Origin of the sequence: Pontivivens insulae, from assembly GCF_900302495.1 — a bacterium.
GTDB lineage: Bacteria > Pseudomonadota > Alphaproteobacteria > Rhodobacterales > Rhodobacteraceae > Pontivivens > Pontivivens insulae.
Genome location: NZ_OMKW01000001.1, coordinates 758,288 through 775,218 on the forward strand (window position 1 = coordinate 758,288; position 16,931 = coordinate 775,218).

The 16,931-nt window shown below is 58.0% G+C and carries 17 protein-coding genes; 8 read left to right on the top strand and 9 right to left on the bottom strand.

All coding sequences use genetic code 11. The annotated features are described in order from the left end of the window. Positions 1-9: 9 nt before the first annotated feature. From POI8812_RS03465 to POI8812_RS03475, 3 genes are all read right to left on the bottom strand, one after another. A complete protein-coding gene (locus tag POI8812_RS03465) occupies positions 10-510 on the bottom strand; it encodes a DUF892 family protein (RefSeq protein ID WP_108781114.1) in 501 nt (166 codons plus the stop codon). A 152-nt stretch (positions 511-662) separates the two neighbouring features. Continuing rightward, complete coding sequence (gene topA, locus POI8812_RS03470; protein ID WP_108781115.1) at positions 663-3,290, bottom strand: type I DNA topoisomerase; 2,628 nt, start codon at positions 3,288-3,290, stop codon at positions 663-665. Positions 3,291-3,380: 90 nt separating this feature from the next. Next, positions 3,381-3,944 (bottom strand): TetR/AcrR family transcriptional regulator, encoded by a 564-nt coding sequence (locus POI8812_RS03475; protein ID WP_108781116.1) that lies wholly within the window; start codon positions 3,942-3,944, stop codon positions 3,381-3,383. A 94-nt stretch (positions 3,945-4,038) separates the two neighbouring features. Between POI8812_RS03475 and POI8812_RS03480 the strand changes: the two genes are divergently transcribed. Continuing rightward, entirely contained in the window at positions 4,039-4,809 is a 771-nt protein-coding gene (locus POI8812_RS03480; protein ID WP_108781117.1) for an SDR family NAD(P)-dependent oxidoreductase, read from the top strand. A 112-nt stretch (positions 4,810-4,921) separates the two neighbouring features. Here POI8812_RS03480 and POI8812_RS03485 read toward each other — a convergent pair whose 3' ends face one another. Further along, positions 4,922-5,932, bottom strand: coding sequence for a DctP family TRAP transporter solute-binding subunit (locus POI8812_RS03485; protein WP_108781118.1), 1,011 nt, complete (start codon positions 5,930-5,932; stop codon positions 4,922-4,924). A gap of 285 nt (positions 5,933-6,217) precedes the next feature. Between POI8812_RS03485 and POI8812_RS03490 the strand changes: the two genes are divergently transcribed. Then, the gene (locus POI8812_RS03490; RefSeq protein WP_108781119.1) at positions 6,218-7,150 is read left to right on the top strand and encodes an aspartate carbamoyltransferase catalytic subunit; all 933 of its coding nucleotides are present in this window, start codon (positions 6,218-6,220) and stop codon (positions 7,148-7,150) included. Between the two features lie 14 nt (positions 7,151-7,164). Here POI8812_RS03490 and POI8812_RS03495 read toward each other — a convergent pair whose 3' ends face one another. From POI8812_RS03495 to POI8812_RS03505, 3 genes are read right to left on the bottom strand one after another with little or no spacing between them, the layout of a single operon-like run. Then, positions 7,165-7,767, bottom strand: a complete 603-nt coding sequence (locus tag POI8812_RS03495; protein ID WP_108781120.1) for an SH3 domain-containing protein — start codon at positions 7,765-7,767, stop codon at positions 7,165-7,167. Positions 7,768-7,770: 3 nt separating this feature from the next. Beyond that, on the bottom strand, positions 7,771-8,163 hold the full coding sequence (gene yciA / locus POI8812_RS03500) for an acyl-CoA thioester hydrolase YciA (protein WP_108781121.1): 393 nt from the start codon (positions 8,161-8,163) through the stop codon (positions 7,771-7,773). Positions 8,164-8,202: 39 nt separating this feature from the next. Next, on the bottom strand, positions 8,203-9,000 hold the full coding sequence (locus POI8812_RS03505; protein ID WP_245895268.1) for a methylated-DNA--[protein]-cysteine S-methyltransferase: 798 nt from the start codon (positions 8,998-9,000) through the stop codon (positions 8,203-8,205). Between the two features lie 160 nt (positions 9,001-9,160). On the opposite strand from POI8812_RS03505, the gene POI8812_RS03510 reads away from it, so the two are divergent. From POI8812_RS03510 to POI8812_RS03535, 6 genes are all read left to right on the top strand, one after another. Further along, entirely contained in the window at positions 9,161-10,120 is a 960-nt protein-coding gene (locus tag POI8812_RS03510; protein ID WP_108781123.1) for a glycine betaine ABC transporter substrate-binding protein, read from the top strand. Positions 10,121-10,377: 257 nt separating this feature from the next. Beyond that, positions 10,378-11,346, top strand: coding sequence for a glycine betaine ABC transporter substrate-binding protein (locus tag POI8812_RS03515; RefSeq protein ID WP_162844872.1), 969 nt, complete (start codon positions 10,378-10,380; stop codon positions 11,344-11,346). Between the two features lie 262 nt (positions 11,347-11,608). Beyond that, a complete protein-coding gene (locus tag POI8812_RS03520; protein ID WP_108781125.1) occupies positions 11,609-12,577 on the top strand; it encodes a glycine betaine ABC transporter substrate-binding protein in 969 nt (322 codons plus the stop codon). Between the two features lie 118 nt (positions 12,578-12,695). Next, positions 12,696-13,340, top strand: a complete 645-nt coding sequence (gene nth / locus POI8812_RS03525) for an endonuclease III (protein ID WP_108781506.1) — start codon at positions 12,696-12,698, stop codon at positions 13,338-13,340. Beyond that, complete coding sequence (locus POI8812_RS03530) at positions 13,337-14,326, top strand: adenosine kinase (RefSeq protein ID WP_108781126.1); 990 nt, start codon at positions 13,337-13,339, stop codon at positions 14,324-14,326. Before nth ends, POI8812_RS03530 begins: the two co-directional genes overlap by 4 nt. Beyond that, positions 14,323-15,063, top strand: coding sequence for a gamma-glutamylcyclotransferase (locus tag POI8812_RS03535; RefSeq protein WP_108781127.1), 741 nt, complete (start codon positions 14,323-14,325; stop codon positions 15,061-15,063). The genes POI8812_RS03530 and POI8812_RS03535 overlap by 4 nt, the downstream gene beginning before the upstream one ends. Before the next feature lie 2 nt (positions 15,064-15,065). On the opposite strand, the gene POI8812_RS03540 is transcribed toward POI8812_RS03535, so the two are convergent. Together POI8812_RS03540 and POI8812_RS03545 are read right to left on the bottom strand one after the other, a co-directional pair. Beyond that, the gene (locus POI8812_RS03540; RefSeq protein ID WP_245895238.1) at positions 15,066-16,076 is read right to left on the bottom strand and encodes a threonine ammonia-lyase; all 1,011 of its coding nucleotides are present in this window, start codon (positions 16,074-16,076) and stop codon (positions 15,066-15,068) included. Then, positions 16,048-16,848 (bottom strand): sulfotransferase family protein, encoded by an 801-nt coding sequence (locus POI8812_RS03545; RefSeq protein ID WP_108781128.1) that lies wholly within the window; start codon positions 16,846-16,848, stop codon positions 16,048-16,050. Before POI8812_RS03545 ends, POI8812_RS03540 begins: the two co-directional genes overlap by 29 nt. Positions 16,849-16,931 lie beyond the last annotated feature (83 nt).

Consider the following 16,931-nt stretch of genomic DNA (forward strand, 5'->3'; position numbering starts at 1 on the left):
GAATGACGTTTAGGCGGCTTCAGCGTTGATGCCGCGGGTGCCTGTCGCGATTTCAGTCATCGTCTCGTCGCCTTCGTAAGACGCCTCAAGGCACTTATCGAGCTTGTGCGCGTCCTCATCGAGACTCAGGCGTTTCGCAAAGGCCTTGCAGCAGCCGTAGCCGGCGATCGCGTAGTGGGCCATGCGCTGATACTGCGTGATGATCATCGCATCCTTTGCAGCATCATCTCCAAAGGTGGCGTCGATGACGTGGGCCTCCACCTCTTTCACGAGACCTTCCATACCCTTGCAGAATTCGCCTTCAGGGTCTGCGCCATGGGCTTTGATGATGCCTTCCAGCGTTTCCATTCCCTTGTCGATGCCGACGACGCCGGCCTTCAGGGCGTGGCGCAGATCCTCATCCGTCGCTTGTTCGACGAGCTTCAGCGTCGCGCTCTTGGATTGCTTGCAGGCGCTGTAGATGTCCTGCATCTGGTCGATATAGATGTCTTTGAGAGTATTGAGTGCCATAATAAAATCCTTTCACCAAAATGAGTTGGTGCAGGATCAACGCAAAACGGCGTGGTTGGTTTCGGATCTAATGGCAATTTGTGCCAGGATGCCGCGCCGGTGGCATCCTGACTGAATTTTCAGGGGCGTGACGCAGAAACAGCGGCGCTTTGCTATTGCTCTGCCGTTTTCTTCGAAGAAGCCTTCTTGGCCGGGGCTTTCTTTTTGGCCGCAGGTTTCTTCGCGGTGGCTTTCTTCTTGGCGGGAGCCTTCTTCTTGGACTTGCCAGCCTTTTCCTCGATCCAGACGAGTGCCTGTTCGAGGGTCACGCTCTCAGGCTCAACGTCCTTGGGAAGCGTGGCATTCACTTTCTCCCACTTCACATAGGGGCCGTAGCGTCCCTTCATGACGTTCACCGCACCACCGTCCGGGTGATCACCAAGTGTCTTGAGAGGTTCGGCCGCAGCAGCGCGACGCCCCGGATTGAGCTTCTTTTGCTCGATCAGATCAACCGCCCGGTTCAGGCCGATCGTGTGAACCTCTTCGGGATCGGCGAGGTTGGCATACACTTTCTTCGGTTTGTCCTTGGCCTTCGCGTTATCGGGCAATGGCTCGGTCAGCATTACATAGGGGCCGAAGCGGCCGATATTGGTCTCGATATCGCCGCCATCGGGATGCTTGCCGATAAAGCGGGGCAGGGCGAGAAGCGGAAGCGCCATTTCCAGCGTGACCTGATCAAGCTCGGTGCCCTTGGGGATGCTTGCGCGCTTGGGCTTGGGGGCTTCCTCGGTCGGTTCGCCAAGCTGGACGTAGGGCCCAAAGCGACCAGTGCGCAGGGACACTGGCACGCCTTGATCGTCATGGCCCAGCAGCTTCCCATCGGGGCCGAGAACGTCGCCGCCCTCCACATCACCCGCCAGCGGGCGGGTGTAGCGGCATTCGGGGTAGTTGGAGCAGCCGATGAATGCACCGCCGGATCGGGCGGTTCGCATGCTTAACCGCCCCGCACCGCAGTTGGGGCACAGGCGTGGATCCGAGCCGTCTTCCTTGGCGGGAAAGAGGTGCGGCTCCAGCACTTCATTGATCTTTTCGAGCACATCCGTGATGCGCAGTTCCGCAGTTTCATCAATCGCGGCTTTGAAGTCGGTCCAAAACCGTTCAAGCAGTGCCTTGTACTCCGCCTCGCCAGCGGACACGTGGTCGAGTTCTTCTTCCAGCTTCGCGGTGAAGTCGTAGCTCACATAGCGGCGGAAATAATTTTCGAGGAAGGCCGTCACCAGACGTCCCTTGTCCTGCGGGATCAGGCGGTTCTTGTCCTTCACCACATAACCGCGATCCTGAATCGTCGTAACGATCGAGGCATAGGTCGAGGGACGTCCGATCCCCAGTTCTTCCATCCGCTTGACCAGCGTGGCCTCGGTGTAGCGGGGCGGGGGTTGGGTGAAATGCTGCTCGGGAGAAACGGATTTCTTTGTAAGCGCATCGCCTTCGGCGATCTGAGGCAGACGCTTGCCGTCCTCCTCATCCACGTCGTCGCGACCCTCCTCATAGACCTTGAGGAAGCCGTCGAACTTCACCACCTGCCCCGTGGCGCGCAGCATCACCTCCCCATCAGCGGAGCCGACATCAACCGTCGTGCGCTCGAGACGTGCGCTCGACATCTGTGAAGCGATGGAGCGTTTCCAGATCAGATCGTAGAGCTTGCGATGGTCGGGCTCTAAGCTGCCGAGGTCGGCGGGCGCTTTGGACAGATCGGTCGGGCGAATACATTCGTGCGCTTCCTGCGCGTTCTTCGCCTTGTTCTTGTAGATGCGGGGTTCGCTGGGAAGATAGCTGTCACCATAGCGATCCTTGATAGCGGCGCGTGCACCCTCAACGGCTTCGGGTGCCATGTCGATCCCGTCGGTCCGCATATAGGTGATGTGCCCGGCCTCGTAGAGGCGCTGGGCGACCTGCATGGTCTGGCGTGCGCCCCACGAGAATTTGCGGCTTGCCTCTTGTTGCAGGGTCGACGTCATGAAGGGTGCGGCAGGATTGCGTGTGCCAGGCTTGGCCTCGACACTCTGCACGGAAAGATCACGGGATTGGATTGCTGCGACCGCCAGTTCGGCAGCCTCTCCAGTCGCGATATCGAACTTGTCGAGCTTCTTGCCGCCGAGCACGGTCAGGCGGGTTTCGAATTCCTGCCCGCGCGGTGTCGTAAGCAGCGCTTTGACGGACCAATATTCCCGGGGCTTGAAGGCCTCGATTTCCATCTCACGCTCAACGATCAGGCGCAGCGTGACGGATTGCACCCGGCCTGCGGACTTCGACCCTGGCAACTTGCGCCACAGGACCGGGGACAGGTTGAACCCTACGAGATAGTCCAGCGCACGGCGGGCCAGGTAGGCCTCGACCAGCTCCATATCGACCTGGCGGGGGTTTTTCATTGCCTCGGTCACGGCGGTCTTTGTGATCGCGTTGAAGACGACACGCTCGACGGCCGTGGATTTCTTGATCGCGCGGCGCTTTGTCAGTGCCTCCTGCAAGTGCCAAGAAATCGCCTCACCCTCACGATCAGGGTCGGTTGCGAGGATGAGCTTGTCATCGTCCTTGAGCGCATCGACAATCGCGCGGACATGCTTTTGGGAGGTTGAGGCGACCTCCCATTTCATCTCGAAATCGTTTTCGGTGTCGACGGATCCATCCTTTGGCGGGAGGTCGCGCACGTGTCCATAGCTGGCCAGAACGGTATAGTCGTCCCCCAGATACTTGTTGATCGTCTTTGCCTTTGCGGGCGACTCGACGACGACAACTGCCATGTAACTACTCCCTTGACCGAACTGGTCTGCGTTGGGCCGGGAAAATGGGGGCGGGACCCTGTGCTGTCAACGGGGCATGAATACGGAGCGCTAGTTGCGCCCCTTGAGGTGCATATCGATCAGCTGTGCTGATGTGCGTGCGATCCGGTCTGTTTCCCCCGTTGCTCGGGCAATCATCATCGCGCCTTCGAGCGCAGACAGATAGGTGGCCGCAAACTGGCGCGTTTCGTCCGATTGAGGGCCATCATCGGCGATTACCAATTCGAGCCATGCGACCTGCTCAGCAAAGAACAAGCGGGCTTCATCGTGCACCTTCGGGGGGAGTGTGTCGCTTTCACTCGCAAGCATTCCACACAGGCACAGGCGGTTGCCGTTTCTAAGCGTCTCTGAAAAGCACTCGGAATAGGCTGCGAGCCGGGCCGGAAGGTCGTCATGATCTTGCAGAATTTGCTCTAGCCGATCCGCGAATTTCTTTCTGTATTGCTGCGCCACGTCACGCGCGAGGTCCCCTTTGGTGGGGAAATGGTAGTGGATGCTCGCGCTCTTGATTCCAATTTCAGTCGCCAAGTCCCGAAAGCTGAAACCGTTATAGCCATGGGTTTGGATCAGCCGTTGGGCTGTTTCTCTCAACCGATCTGCCGTCGATACCGTCATGTCACCTCTTTACCATGTGGTAGATAGGGGGTTGTGCATGTGATCGCAATGGGCAAGTAATCTACCTGCTACTAGGTAGAATCAGGAGGCTTAGATGCGATTTGAAAACAAAGTGGCGCTTGTCACCGGCGGTGGTTCCGGAATTGGGCGTGAGGCAGCACAACGCCTGGTCGGCGAAGGCGCTTCCGTCGTGATCACGGGCCGCGATGCGGAGAAACTGCAACGCGCGGCAGGTATCATTGATCCGAATGGCGACAATGTGCGCATTGCAGCCGGCGATATCGGTGAGACGGGCGTTGCGCAGGCAGCAGTTGATATGGCGGTGGACGCCTTTGGCGGGCTGGATATTCTGGTGAACAATGCCGGGATTTTCGCGCCCAAACCTTTCCTTGAGCAAAGTGTTGAGGAATACGACCGGTTCCTAAATATCATCCTGCGCGGGAAATTCTTTGCGGCCCAAGCAGCAGCCAAAGCCATGATCCACCGCGGTGGCGGGGTTATCGTTCAAACTGGATCGATGTGGGCGCTACAGGCGATTGGTGCGACCCCGTCTGCAGCATATTCCGCAGCAAATGCGGGGGTTCACCAGCTTACCAAGAACCTTGCGTTGGAACTGGCGGAGCACAAGATTCGGATCAACACCGTGGCGCCAGCGGTGGTGGAGACAGACGTATACGGCACGTTCATTCCGCAGGAGGACGTGGCTGGCGTGCTTGACGGCTTCAACGCATTCCACCCTTGGGGCCGGAACGGGCAGGCGCGTGATGTCGTCGCCGCGCAGCTGTTCCTTGCCTCGGACGAGGCGGACTGGATCACCGGGACAATCCTGCCCGTTGATGGTGGCGTGATGGCGGGGCGAAACTGACAAAAAGTGGAGGGAGGCGGCCCCACACCGCACTCCCTCCTGTAACCGCAGATCAGACCAGTTGACCTGCAGTAGACGGGCCGGGGGAAGGACCGGCCCGAAACGCCGGACGTCAGATACCCCCTTCGGCGGCCTGCGCCGCGGCAATCAGATCGCTGCCGATTTCATCACGGAACTGATCCCAGACGGGCGCAAAGGCCGCGACCCATTCTTCGCGCGCGGCGTCGTCGAGTCTGCGGATCACGCCGCCATCCTGCCGAACACGCATGCGGGCCAGCTCCCCCAGTTCGAAGGCGAAGCGGTTACGCTCATGCGTGACTTCGAGAATGATCTGTTCGAGCTCCGCCCTTAGCCCGTCATCAAGCCCTTGCCACCAATCGGATGAGGTCACGACGAGATAATCGATGATGCCGTGATTGGTTTCGGTGATGCCGTCCTGCACGAGATAAAAGCCCTGCGTGTAGATGTTGGACCAGGTGTTCTGCTGAGCATCGACCTGACCGCTTTCAAGCGCGTCAAAGACTTGGCTGAACGGCATTGCCTGACTTTCGGCGCCCAGCGCCGCGATCTGTGCAGCAATCACGGCGGAAGGTTGGATCCGAAACATCAAGCCTTCCGCATCAGACGGACGTTCCAGCGGCACATTCGCACTGATTTGCTTCATCCCATTATGCCAGAATCCCAAGCCCAAGAGGCCCTGATCTGACATGGCAAGCAGCATTTCCTGACCCTGTGGAGAGGCCTGAAATTCCTCAACTGCGAGAATGTCTTCGAACAGGAACGGAAGATCAAATATGCGAAACGCCAGTGTATAGGCTTCGAATTTCGACAGGGATGGCGCGGCCATCTCTACGTCGCCTCTGAGCATTGCATCCAGCACATCATCGTCGTTGAACAGGGAGGAGCGCGGATACACCTCCATGCACGCACGCCCATCCAGTTCGGTGTTGATGCGGTTGGCAAGCAGTGTTGCTGCTTCCCCTTTCGGATGACCGCTTTCGGCGGTGACGTGACTAAAGCGGATCAATTCCTCGCCCGGGTCACAGGCGGCATGGGTAATCTGTGGGGCAAGTGTGGCCGCGACCGCAATTGCGCCCACCAACCATGTGGGTTGGTTGGTCATGTGTTTACTCCCTAGTGCGCAGTTCTCCGCCAAACTGACGTGCTGCCGTTTATCGACGTCATGCCCCCCACGCGCCGATTGGTCCCATCTCGCATCGGGACGCGGGCTGCGGGAATGTGTTGCTTGCGTCGCGGTCAGGATCGGCTCGGCGAATTGATCGGAATGATCCGGGATATGCCCAGCACTCCCCCATAGACGTTCCCAATTCGACGCATTCGCGCGCCGAACCCTTGCCGCGTGGACAGGCTGTTGCCATAAGCAAGCCGGTCAGCCGGAGGATTTAGGATGTTTCAGCAACAGCACCTGTTGGGAATCGCGCCGCTCAACCCGGCCGAAATCACCGCAATCCTCGATCGTGCAGAGCAATTCGTGGATCAGTCGCGGAGTGGCTCAAAACATTCCGAACAGCTTACTGGTCTCACGCAGATCAATATGTTTTTCGAGAACTCCACCCGGACGCAGGCAAGTTTTGAGATTGCCGGCAAACGTTTGGGGGCTGATGTCATGAACATGGCGATGCAAGCCAGCTCGATCAAAAAAGGTGAAACGCTGATCGACACTGCCCTGACCTTGAATGCCATGCATCCCGATCTTTTGGTGGTCCGCCACCCCAACTCGGGGGCCGTGAATCTGTTGAGCCAGAAAGTGAATTGCGCTGTTCTGAATGCGGGCGATGGTCGGCATGAACATCCAACACAGGCATTGCTGGACGCTTTGACGATCCGACGGCGGAAGGGGCGGCTGCGGCGGCTGACGATTGCGATTTGCGGAGACATTGCGCATAGCCGTGTCGCCCGGTCCAACATCATCTTGCTGGGCAAGATGGAGAACCGTGTTCGGCTTGTCGGCCCACGAACGCTGATGCCGCCGGGGATCGAAAAATTCGGTGTGGAAGTCACAGACGACATGGCCGCGGGGTTGGCGGATGCAGATGTCGTCATGATGTTGCGGCTTCAACGGGAACGTATGGACGGCGGCTTCATTCCGTCCGAACGGGAGTACTTCCATCGTTTTGGCCTAAACGCCGAGAAGCTGGGACATGCCAAGCCCGATGCAATTGTGATGCATCCCGGTCCAATGAACCGTGGCGTTGAGATTGACGGCGAAATTGCCGACGACATCAACCGGTCGGTCATTCAGGAACAGGTTGAAATGGGGGTCGCCGTTCGCATGGCCGCCATGGATCTTTTAGTTGAGGCGCGCCGGAACGCTATGTGACAGAGCCGACCAGCTCAGTCAGCGACCATCGTGCAGCACCCGGACCAAACCTCACCCCAGCCTTCATCATATTGAATGATGGCACTCGCGCCGAGGGCGAAGAGCTTGTCTGACATTCCATCAGAGCATGCAGTCTCCGGAAAGCTTGTGACGGTAATGCGGCGATCCTCGTAAAGTGCGATAAGTGTTTCGCGCATGTCTACATCGACAGTGCGGGTCAGCACCTCGCTGGTTGTTGGGGAAAATTCACCTTCCGGTGTTGACCATATGCCGCCATCGGGGCCGTAGAGGTCGATGCTCCAGAACGGTTCGGTTCCAAAGCAGCTCAGAAACGTTGGCAGGTCTGAGGGCGCTAGGAAGCGTGCTGCGACCCAGCCGCTCCACTCATCCGCGTTCACTCGGGCCCAACGGCCGTCGGGCGTGTAGGCGGTGATCTCAATTCCATCGGCATCGGGCGGAAATGCGCCCACAATCTCATCTGACGCGTCTGGTCCTGCCCGCATATTCAGAACGTCCCCTTCCGCAACGCCAATGACGCGGGCGATTGACGGAACGATATCCTGTGCCACGGCAGATGTTGCGATGACGAATGGAAGGGCGATGCAAAGTGCACGCATGTGTCAGACCTCCTCAGGCAGCGGGCGTTTCGCGCCGGTTTCATCTACGGCCACGAAGGTGAAAATGCCTTCTGTCATCTTCAACCGAACACCTTCAGGTTGACGTGTAACCCAAACCTCGACCCCGATGCGCATCGAAGTATTTCCCTCTCGCAACATCTCGGCATGGATCGAAACAAGGTCGCCGACATGGACTGGTTTCAGGAAAGTCATCCCCTCGACAGCCACCGTCGCGACGCGGCCGCGCGCACGTGTGCGGGCCAGCACGGATGAACCAAGGTCCATCTGTGCCATCAGCCACCCGCCAAAAATATCACCATTCGCATTGGTATCTGCGGGCATCGCGATCGTTTGCAGGGCCAGTCGCCCCTGCGGTTCTGTAGAAGTCTCTGTCATTACTATACCGTGCCTGCTCGGGCGAAGTAGGACAAGACGTCAGGCAACCTCCGCCGCCTCCAGCCGAGCTGATTCCCAGGCAAGCACAGCGCGTTTGACAGGTGTGCCCCAGTGATAGCCGCCCAGTTCCCCGGACTTCCTGATCGCGCGATGACAGGGGATCAGAACGCCGATCGGGTTACGACCAACCGCTGTTCCAACGGCGCGCACTGCTTTCGGGGAGCCGATCGCGCCAGCAATGTCTCCATATGTTGAGACATGACCACTTGGGATGCGAAGGAGGGCTTCCCACACTTTGATTTGAAACGGCGCGCCAATCACGTGCAATTCGGCCTTTCCCGAGGTGAACGCAGCCTCGACATGGGGACGTGGCGCCGAGGCATCTTCCCGCAACGTCGCGTTGGGCCAGCGTTTTGTCATTTCCGTAAGTGCCGGTTCCCGGCCTATCTCAGAAGTGAAGGCAAGCCCGCACAAGCCCCGACCCGAAGCAACGGCCAGCGCGTCGCCGAATGGCGTGTCGAACCAGCCGTAATTTAATGAGAGCCCTTCGCCGCCAGTTGCATATTCGCCAGGTGCCATGGCTTCCCAACGTACGAACAGGTCGTGCAAGCGCCCCGGGCCCGACAGCCCCGCGGCGTAGGTTGCGTCTAGTACTGTGTGCCGGTTGGCGAGCAAGGTTCTGGCATGATCGAGGCGCAAATATTGCTCGTAACGCTTCGGGCTCACCCCAACCCATTGGCTGAACACGCGTTGGAAATGGGACGGGCTGAGACCAGCAAGTTCCGCCAGTTCGTCAAGAGAGGCGGGGTCTTCCTGCCGCTCCTCGATCCGTCGCATCACTCCGGCGATAGTCTCAAATTGCGAATTTTGGACAACCATGGGGCGTATTTGAACCTCTCAATGCACGGAAAATCATGTTAAACTGGGATTACCGGCATCTCGACCCGAATCGTGCGGTCGACTGTCGGGGAGCAAATCTATTGAGGAGGCACCCCACATGCTTCGCTTCGCTACTCCTATCCTGATCGCTGCAGCTGCGATGCCTGCCGCCGCTCAGGACATCATCATCGGAGAGCCGAACTGGTTTTCCGGAACGGTCATCGCAAATGTCTTGCACGACATCATCGAGCAGCGCACCGACCTCGAAGTAGAGATCGCCGCCGGAACCAATCCGGAAATCTTCGGTGCGATTGCTAGCAATTCTGGCGCATATCACGTTCATGCAGATGTCTGGATGCCAGGACATGCGCAATGGGTCGAAGACGGTCGTGAAAACGGTGCCATTGCGCTGGCCACCACAACCTATGACGGCCGTATCGGTATGTGCACACCGCGCTACACGGCCGATGCGCTGGGCCTGCGGACCATCGAGGATATGGCGCGCTCCGAAGTCATCGCAGGGCTGGACCCTGATGGAGATGGGGATATTCCCTACTGGGTCGGCGGCGAAGGCTGGCAGATGAGTGCGGTCGGGCAGATCAAACTGCGCGATTATGGCCTGCGCGATTCTTATGAGCCTGTCATTGCGGGCGAAGGCGACTATCAGGAAGACCTCTATGCCGCCTTTGCCAATCGCGAGCATGTTGTCTTTGCATGCTATGAGCCGATGAGCTGGTTTGCGATGGAGTATATCGAGTATATCGAAGAGCCAGAGTTCGGGGAGGATGAGTATACCCTCGTGCTTCCCGGCGACAGCGACAACTGGCTGGAAGAGTCGACTATCCGAACGGCCGAGGAACTGAGTACGGTTCAGATCGGATACGCGACAGCCATTGCCGATGCTCATCCGGAAATCGCACCATTCCTTGCAAATTTCGGTCTGACGAACGACGACATCACTGAGTTCATGTTCATGATCGACATGAAGGGCATGTCAATCGAGCTTGCCGTGCAGGACTGGATCGTTCTGAACGAAGAGAAGATCAATGGATGGTTCTCGGGTGTCGAAACCCTCTGAGGGCAAATTGGCGCAAATTTGATCTGAATTTAGTCGATTTGCGCCCCCTCGGCCCAATCTAGGCCAAATCGTCTCGGCTGGCGCGGCTAGCGTGAACTATGTCGAGGCGTTGGTCCGGATGTGGGCCGGGTTCAACCGGCTTCGGCTCAGGCGCGTGTGGGGACGCGCCTTGAGCTGGCCGGTTTTTCAATGGTCTCGCCGTGATGCAACGCCTGTGGCTGGGGTTTCACCCTTTGCCCGATCCCAGCGAGATCAAGATGCGCCTCCCCACTCTGCTAACGCTCAGCCTATTGTCCGCAACGTCTGCAAGTGCGCAGTCGCCGGATCCGATCCGCATTGGACAGCCCAATTGGTTTGCGGGCGAACTTATTGCAAAGATTCTCGCCAACGTGATTGAGGCGGAGTTCGACGTAGCGGTTGAGCTTGTCCCGGGTTCGAACCCCGAACTGTTCGGCGGCATGGTCGCGGACACGCCTACCGTCGATATCCATACCGATACCTGGATGCCCAATCACGCAAGCTGGGTCAACCCGGCGGTCGCGGCGGGAACCATGGCGCTGTCGCAAAGCGCATATCCCGGTGTCGATGCGATGTGCGTGCCGCAATACGTCTCGGAGCAATATGATATCAGGTCGGTAGATGACCTGATCTCTGAACGTGGGCGGGAAATCTTCGACATCGATGCGGATGGTCGGGGCGATATCTGGATCGGGGCAGAAGGATGGGGCTCAACCCGCGTTATGCAAGTCAAGATGGAGGGCTACGGCCTCTCCGCCGAATTGACGCCCATGTTGATGTCGGAAGGGGACTGGCAGGAAATCCTGTTCGACCGGATGGCCGCGCGCGAACCCGTCGCATTCTATTGTTACCAGCCCCATGTCTGGTTTGCGTATGACTACATCACCGTCCTCGAAGAGCCTCCGCACGATCCTGCGAACTGGCAGTTGGTTTCGCCAGAAGAGAGTGAGAACTGGATCGCGGAAAGTAACATCACTTCGGCAGATGACATAAAAGATGTCCAGATCACCTACGCGACCCGGCTGCGTGACAGTCATCCCGAAGTCGCTGGCTTCCTCTCCCAATTTGGTGTGTCCGGTGAAGCGATGACCGAACTGATCTTCCTGGCCCAGGTCAAGGAAATCGGGCTCGAGTTCGTGGTCGAGGACTGGATCGCAGTCAATCAGCCGCTCATTGACGATTGGGTTGCCGGGGCACGGCAGGGCTGATCGAGCCGCCGCTTTCTCGAGCCTACTTGGCAATTCGTACCCACTCTTTCCGAAATGAAAGAGTCGGTACGATCGGCAACAGCCGTCGGAAGTTTCCGTAAATCAATAGTGCATCTATCGCATTGCAGAACTCATCGCATTGTCGCGGTGGGTGGTGCGGTTCACCCTCAGCCTTGGGGGCAGAATCGAACCAATTTTCTGATTGGCATGCTCACCCGCTGATTGATCGCAGCAGGTGAATGTGCCGAAAGCGAGGATAGCTATGCGAACGCCCACACTTCTATTCGGCATCCTACTCTCAGTAAGCGCTGCACAGGCGCAGAGCGCCGATCCAATACGTATCGGGCAGCCAAGCTGGTTTTCAGGAGAACTTATCTCGCTCATCCTGGAACGGGTGATCGAAGATAACTTCGATGTTGAAGTTGAGCGCGTGCCGGGCAGCAACGGTGAAATCTATGACGGTATGGTTGCAGAGCCGTCGACCTATGACATCCATGCAGACAGCTGGATGCCCAATCAAATCCGCTGGGTCGGTCCCGGACAAGAGGCTGGTACGATCGCCCTGTCAGGGACCAACTATCGTGGCGTAGATGGTATGTGTGTCCCGACCTATGTTGTCGAGGACTATGGAATTAGCCGTGTCGAGGATCTGATCTCCGATCGTGGCAGAGACATCTTTGACATCAATGGGGACGGGCGCGGCGATCTTTGGGTCGGTGCCGATGGATGGGTCAGTCAACAGGTCATGTTGGCTAAGGCAGATGGCTACGATCTCACGTCACAGCTTGATACTGTGGTGATGGGCGAGGCTGAATGGCAGGCGATCCTGTTCGACGCCCTCGCAGCCCGCCAGCCGGTGGCGTTCTATTGCTATCAGCCGCACAGCTGGTTCGCCTACGACTATCTCACCATGCTCGAAGAACCGCCACACGATCCGGAAAACTATACCTTGGTGTCGCCCGAAGACAGTGAGAACTGGCTTGAAGAGAGCAATATTGCATCGGCCAGCGTGATCAAAAATGTCCAAATCGCCTATGCCACGCGCTTGCGCGACTCTCATCCGCAGATCGCAACTTTGTTGAGCCAATTCGGTGTGGAGGCAGAACAGATGACCGAGCTGATCTTCCTTGCGCAGGTCAAGGAGATTGGCATGGAATTTGTCGTTGAGGATTGGGTCGCGGCCAACCAAGCGCTGATCCAGGAGTGGGTTCGGGTCGCCCAGCAAAGCTGAACCAGATCGGCTTTGGTGACCCGCGCGAGGAGGCGGTGCTGTGTGGGGGCCGCCTCCTCACAATACGTGATTTAGGTGCCTTGCCCGCCCATGCATGGCTGTGCCAAACACGGGTTCAATGGCCAAGCAGCTTCCATATCAACAGATGCACGCGATCTTTTCGCGCTTCCGCGACGATTGCGCGGAGCCGGAGGGCGAGCTGGAACATGTGAATGTCTATACACTCGTCGTCGCGGTTGCTCTGTCAGCGCAGGCGACAGACAAGGGTGTAAACAGGGCCACCCGTGGCCTGTTCGCGGTCGCGGATACACCGCAGAAGATGCTGGATCTTGGCGAAGACGCGCTGATTGAGTACATCAAGACGATTGGGCTGTATCGCAACAAGGCGAAAAACGTCATGAAGCTCAGCCGTATTCTTGTCGAGGATTATGGTGGAGAAGTGCCGTCTTCCCGCGCAGCGCTCGAAGGTTTGCCGGGTGTCGGCCGCAAAACGGCCAATGTAGTGCTCAACATGTGGTTCAAGCATCCCGCGCAAGCTGTGGACACGCATATCTACAGGCTCGGCAACCGGTCCGGTATCGCCCCTGGCAAGGATGTCGTGGCGGTGGAGCGTGCTATCGAAGATCACGTGCCTGTCGAGTTTCAGCAACACGCGCACCACTGGATGATCCTGCACGGTCGTTATGTCTGCAAGGCGCGCAAGCCCGATTGCGGCAACTGTCTTATCAATGATTACTGCGCTTTCGAGGAGAAAACGCCATGACCAAACGTTACCAGATTGTCGGCATCGGCAACGCAATTGTCGATGTCTTGACCCAATCGGATGATAGCTTTCTGGAGCATATGGGCATTCAGAAAGGCATCATGCAGCTGGTAGAGAAAGAGCGCGGTGAGACGCTCTATGCGGCGATGGAGAACCGGGTGCAGGCCGCGGGTGGCTCGGTCGCAAATACGCTGGCCGGGTTGGGCAATATGGGCCGTTCGACAGCCTTCATCGGCCGCGTGCGCGATGACGCCCTTGGGCGCTACTACGCAGAAGCCATGCAGTCTGGCGGTACAGATTTCCCGAACGAGCCTGTGTCTGAAGGTGAGCTTCCTACTTCTCGTTCGATGATCTTCGTCAGCCCCGACGGCGAGCGCTCGATGAACACCTATCTGGGCATTTCGTCCGAGGTCGGACCCGAGGATGTTGATGCTGATGTAGCGGCGGAGGCCGAAATCCTGTTCCTCGAAGGATATCTCTACGACAAGGATGCAGGCAAATCCGCTTTTGGCAAAGCTGCGCAGGCGACCCGTACGGCAGGCGGTAAGGCCGGTATCTCGCTGTCCGATCCATTCTGCGTTGACCGTCATCGGGCCGATTTCCAAAAGCTCGTCGCTGAGGATCTGGATTTCGTCATCGGGAACGAAGCGGAGTTCTGCACACTCTACGAAGCCAACGATCTGGATGATGCCTTGGCCGCCGCGTCGCGCGCATGTCCGCTTGTCGTCTGCACGCGCTCAGGTGATGCGGTCGCAATGATCGAAAACGGTCACCGCATCGATATTCCGGTCAACAAGGTCACGCCAGTTGATGCGACAGGGGCCGGCGACCAATTTGCGGCCGGTTTCCTCAATGGCCTTGCGACCGGTCGGAGCCTGGAAGAGTCGGGTCGAATGGGCTGCATCGCCGCTGCTGAAGTCATCTCGCACATGGGTGCGCGACCTCATGCTGACATGAAGGCCTTGTTTGCGAATGCCGGTCTTTGAGTCTGGCGCCTGATCCCTTTCGCCATCATCCGGGTTTGAGGGATCTGATCACGCCCGCGGAAGATTCGTTTTGGCGAACAGCGACGGTTGAGACGCTTCTTGCCAGCCATCCAGAGCCAGAGAGTATCCGGCCCTGGCTGCGCAGTGATCAGGAGCGGGAGACATTGCGCAAAGAAGCTTTGCGCAATCATTTTGGCGATCTTTGGGTCTTTGCCTATGGATCGTTGATGTGGGATCCAGCTCTGCTGTTCGCAGAGGTGCGCCGTGGATTTGCGCCCTCGCATGCCAGACGCTTCATCCTCGTTGACAGCAAGGGCGGGCGCGGCACGGCGGAGCGTCCGGGCCTGATGGCCGCGCTTGACGACGGCGAAGGGTGCGAGGGGCTGGTCTTCCGCATCGCCGAGGATCAGGTCGAGTCAGAAACACAGGTACTGTTTCAACGCGAGATGGTTGGTCCCGGCTATCACGCGCTCTTTGTCCCTGTGCGAATTGGCAATGAGCAGGTCAGCGCACTCACGTTCCTTGCCGATCATAACTCTGACCTGATGGACAGTTCGATTGCGCGAGCCGACCAGGTTCGGATGGCTGCGACCGGCGTTGGATTTCTGGGGTCTAGCCGCGACTATCTTGCGAACATCGTATCCCAGTTCGCGCATCTGCGGATTCACGACCCTGACTGTGAAACACTGCTTAAAGAGGTTGACGCCGCAATCGCCGAAGGTCGCTTTGAAATTTAGAGCTAACCGCGTGCGGTGATACTCTCAAAACGCGCTGCCGAGATGTTTGAGCCGCACGCAATAATGGCAACATTCTTTCCGGCAAAACGCTCTCTCAGCGGACCGGTTAGTGCCGCGAAGCTCGCAGCGCACGCAGGCTCTGCAACGAGTTTGAGCTGATCGCGCATCGTCACCATCGCATCGATCAGCGCACTGTCTGGCAAGGTGACCATGTCATCGACGTGTTCTTCGATCAGACCGAAGGAATAAGGCATCGCGTAAGGTGCCCCCAGGCTGTCAGCGACAGTGTCGACCCTGTCCAAAGTAACAGGTGCACCAGAGGCACGGGATCGTGTGATGCTGTCGGCGCCTTGGGGTTCTACCCCGATCACTTCACAACCGTTGGCGAAGAGCTTGACCGCACGGGCCACTCCGGAGATCAGCCCTCCGCCACCCACCGGGACAATGATGGCATCCAGATCTGGTCGGGCATTCGTGATCTCATAACCACAGGTGGCCGCACCCAACGTCATCGGTCGCCCCTCAAACGGATGAATAGCGCTAAGACCAGCCTCTACATCGCGCTGCATAGCCGCAAAAGCTGCTGCAATATCATCGTGTAGTGTGATTTCTGCGCCGAGGTCCCGGCATCCGTTCAGTCGTGCCGGATCGGTTGCGCGGGGCATGTGAACGCGGGCTGACACGCCCGCTGCCGCAGCTGCCCAACTGACGGCCAACGCATGGTTGCCGCCGGATGCGGCCGTAATGCCGCTTTCGCGCGCGGTATCTGATAGCGCATCGACAGAAAGCAGAGCGCCCCGCGCCTTGAATGATCCGGCTTGCTGAAACAGCTCTAGCTTGATGCTGATACGCGCGCCGTCTGGAAAAATGGGTTTCAGTGCTGCTTGTGTCAGGTCGAGCGTTGGTGTCGCCACAATCCGACCGCGAAGACGCTTCGTGGCATAGTCAATTTCGGCGAGATCGGGCCAGTCGGGCGCGCTCTTCCTACTTCCCCAACTTGGCATGAATTTCATCGAGGTCCATTTCCTTTACAGGCGGATTCCGGTTCGGGTTCTTGCTGTATTTGAACAGATTGAAATCGCGGCGATAGATGTCATGCATCATGAAAATCGACAGATCATCGAAATAGTCTTCGATGGGATGGGCCTGTTTGGGTCCGTGACCGGCGCTTTCGTTGAAGCGCGGCATAGCCTCTAGATCGATGGCATGTGGGACGCTGACGTGCTTTAGAACGTCGCTCATACCTTCGTTGAACTTCTCGGTCGGGAAGATCAGGTCATAGCGACCGCCATTGCGGATCAGGGTCGAGACATGGCCTGAACATGCAGACCAATGAATGTCGGGGTCCATTGGTTTGCGGAACCGAATGGTGTCACGCACGAACATCAGAAAACGGCGGAAGCTTTGGATCTGGTCAAAGTCGCCTTCGACCTCAACTCCATATCGCTGTGTCAGCATCGGGACCAGGTTGCCGCGATACCGTTTGCCGTTGCGCTGAATGCCGGCGATCTTGTCGAAGAACGAACTCAGCACCCGGCTCCATGGATTGCGAACGGCCGTGAATGTGTAGATCTGTTGGGCCGGAACGGCGGCAGAGATGACGGGCTGACTGTCCTCGAGGGCCCATTTGTGCAGTCCATCTTTGGCGTCGTGGATGTCGCCGTCGAAAAAACGACCATGATCGGAATGGTACATGATCTGCCCGATCGTCGAGCACGCGCATTTGGGCACGACGCGGTAGATCATCGAATTGCTTTGCGTCATCCAGACACCGGGAAATGGCATGATCCGACCTCGGCTCTCGTTTGAAGTATGCTGGTGCTTGTCGCTTTCGTCTCAACCTGTCAAGAAAACACGTCGGTATCGTG

Coding starts and splice junctions, on each gene's coding strand:
- POI8812_RS03545 (WP_108781128.1), bottom strand. CDS start 16,848: ATGCCATTTCCCGGTGTCTGGATGACGCAAAGCAATTCGATGATCTAC.
- POI8812_RS03475 (WP_108781116.1), bottom strand. CDS start 3,944: ATGACGGTATCGACGGCAGATCGGTTGAGAGAAACAGCCCAACGGCTG.
- POI8812_RS03490 (WP_108781119.1), top strand. CDS start 6,218: ATGTTTCAGCAACAGCACCTGTTGGGAATCGCGCCGCTCAACCCGGCC.
- POI8812_RS03495 (WP_108781120.1), bottom strand. CDS start 7,767: ATGCGTGCACTTTGCATCGCCCTTCCATTCGTCATCGCAACATCTGCC.
- yciA (WP_108781121.1), bottom strand. CDS start 8,163: ATGACAGAGACTTCTACAGAACCGCAGGGGCGACTGGCCCTGCAAACG.
- POI8812_RS03510 (WP_108781123.1), top strand. CDS start 9,161: ATGCTTCGCTTCGCTACTCCTATCCTGATCGCTGCAGCTGCGATGCCT.
- POI8812_RS03505 (WP_245895268.1), bottom strand. CDS start 9,000: ATGCGACGGATCGAGGAGCGGCAGGAAGACCCCGCCTCTCTTGACGAA.
- POI8812_RS03465 (WP_108781114.1), bottom strand. CDS start 510: ATGGCACTCAATACTCTCAAAGACATCTATATCGACCAGATGCAGGAC.
- POI8812_RS03485 (WP_108781118.1), bottom strand. CDS start 5,932: ATGACCAACCAACCCACATGGTTGGTGGGCGCAATTGCGGTCGCGGCC.
- POI8812_RS03480 (WP_108781117.1), top strand. CDS start 4,039: ATGCGATTTGAAAACAAAGTGGCGCTTGTCACCGGCGGTGGTTCCGGA.
- POI8812_RS03530 (WP_108781126.1), top strand. CDS start 13,337: ATGACCAAACGTTACCAGATTGTCGGCATCGGCAACGCAATTGTCGAT.
- POI8812_RS03515 (WP_162844872.1), top strand. CDS start 10,378: ATGCGCCTCCCCACTCTGCTAACGCTCAGCCTATTGTCCGCAACGTCT.
- POI8812_RS03520 (WP_108781125.1), top strand. CDS start 11,609: ATGCGAACGCCCACACTTCTATTCGGCATCCTACTCTCAGTAAGCGCT.
- nth (WP_108781506.1), top strand. CDS start 12,696: ATGGCCAAGCAGCTTCCATATCAACAGATGCACGCGATCTTTTCGCGC.
- topA (WP_108781115.1), bottom strand. CDS start 3,290: ATGGCAGTTGTCGTCGTCGAGTCGCCCGCAAAGGCAAAGACGATCAAC.
- POI8812_RS03540 (WP_245895238.1), bottom strand. CDS start 16,076: ATGAAATTCATGCCAAGTTGGGGAAGTAGGAAGAGCGCGCCCGACTGG.